The sequence below is a fragment of the Limnospira sp. PMC 289.06 genome (genome assembly GCF_032350395.1).
Taxonomy (GTDB): Bacteria; Cyanobacteriota; Cyanobacteriia; order Cyanobacteriales; family Microcoleaceae; genus Limnospira; species Limnospira platensis.
Genome location: NZ_JARPLC010000267.1, coordinates 1 through 1,968 on the forward strand (window position 1 = coordinate 1; position 1,968 = coordinate 1,968).

Below are 1,968 nucleotides of genomic sequence, written 5' to 3' on the forward strand. Positions count from 1 at the left end.
GATTAAGTTGTGCTTGTTGACTGAGTAATCAACCTATTGACAGAATTATTTTCCTATGCTAGGACTAGATTGTGAGTAATATCTGAGTAACTAGGCATAGTTATTGGGTTGAGTAATAACCGCGCTTCGCTATCAGGATAAGAGTTTAAAGGCAATACCAGAAGCCGGATAAACTGCACCTGTTCCAACTGAAACGGTTGAGTGAGATAGGTTTGAAAGTTCTGTAACTGGCTGGGTTTCCCTTGCCACAAATTCAAGCGACAGGTGACAATTATCCGCGCATCTGTCACCCACCCTCGGAATTTTAACCCCTGTAGGTCACTCTGGCTCATCTCATCCAAGCCATCCAACAGTAACCAGACTGCACCCCCCTCAAATTTATGCCCCCAGTCCGCTTTAATTTCCTCTCTGGACTTGCCTAATGCCTCTTTGAACCATTTTTGCTCTAAATACTCTCCCAGGGGCTGATTTCCCAATTCTGCTAAGTCAACCCAAATCACTAAATCATCGGTTTCCTGTAATAACCAAAAGGCTAATTTCTGGAGTAAGGTGGTTTTTCCCGCCCCCGGTTCGCCAATAATGGCAAGCTGTTTTTCGCTACGGTTGCTGATGACTTCTTGGAGAAATTCCCGATAAGCAAACCGTTTCTCGATGGTTTCTTCCTGACGGGTGAACAAGTCGGAACCCTTTTCGGGGTCAATCTCTTGGGGGTGTTTTTCAGTCTGGCTGCTTTTCGGTTTCACCAGGGCTAAATCGACAAATAAATCCTCATCGATTAAGTTGCGATCGCCATAAACCCGACCAATAACCGTATTACTGGTTAAGGGTTTCCGCTCTAGTAACATCCGACGGCAAATATCTTGCCATTCATCGATCGCATATTCCACCGGAAACCCAGCAATCTCTTGTCCAATCAGGCGTTTAAGTTGCTCATACCCCGTTTGGGAACTCTCCACAATCAGGATAATACTGCCTTCCTCAACCTTGGTAATGGAGAGGGTTTTATCCTTGAGCAGGTTTGGCAGGGTAGTGGTGATTTCGGTGAGTTGCGGTTGCGCTTCTTGATAGTCGCCTTTGAGTCCTAAAATGCAGCGGTTGAGCGTCGCCGTGAGTTGGGGAGGATGGTGAATTTCAGGCAGTTTCCCAAAGGCCTCTTTCCATTTATCTCGAATAACCTGTAGGTTCTCTTCTCTCTTCGTTTGATGTTTGAGACAGAGCGAAAACTTCCAATATCCTTGAGTTTTGGCTGATTTATGCTCCTTCAGAATCCCCAAATCTCGAAGGCAAGATAGCGCATTTTGGATCAGTTCATCTCTCGCTGATTCTAGGATTTTCGTGCAGCGATAGGTTTCTAATAAAACCCCTAAATCCTTCTTAGTAATCCCGTTTTCTATCCGCTTAATCTGTCCATTGCGCTGTTTTTGCTCAACAACGATGCCAGACACCCTCAACTCGTCTTCTTTCACCCACTGCAGATTGAACTGTGGCTTGAGTGAGTCTGGGGGAATCGTGATCTCCTCATCAGCCAAAGCCAGCAACGCCGCCACGAAATCCAGACGGTCTTGCAAGTCCTCCGCGCTTTCTCCATACTTGCGGCTTTTTTTGAAAGGCTGACCCGATTTTCCCACCATGACGACCCTCGATAGAAAACTGGTGCTGGTTTAGGGAAACTTGCCCAAACGGGAGGGTTGCCCAAACCAGGTAAAGCCATTGTAGCAAGGATTTCAGGATTTTACCTGTGGATTTGCTTGGGCAGTAGCCCAAAAAAACACTGATCTCAAACAGACAAAGGAGGTCAGTGATGGCTAATCTACAAGACAAATTCAAACAACGCGCCGCCTTAGAAGACGCATATAGTAATTTCGTGGAACCCTATGTTAATCAGGTGATGGAAATTCACCTTAATTCCTTCTTAGAGACTCCTCCGGTTCCGGTGATGTTTGCGGGTTTGGGCTGCGTATCGGGGTG

1 protein-coding gene is annotated in these 1,968 nt (G+C 46.2%); it reads right to left on the bottom strand.

Annotated features, from left to right (window positions below; genetic code table 11):
• Positions 1–53: 53 nt before the first annotated feature.
• Positions 54–1,631 (bottom strand): NACHT domain-containing protein, encoded by a 1,578-nt coding sequence (locus tag P5674_RS24345; RefSeq protein WP_014276969.1) that lies wholly within the window; start codon positions 1,629–1,631, stop codon positions 54–56.
• Between the last annotated feature and the right edge of the window lie 337 nt (positions 1,632–1,968).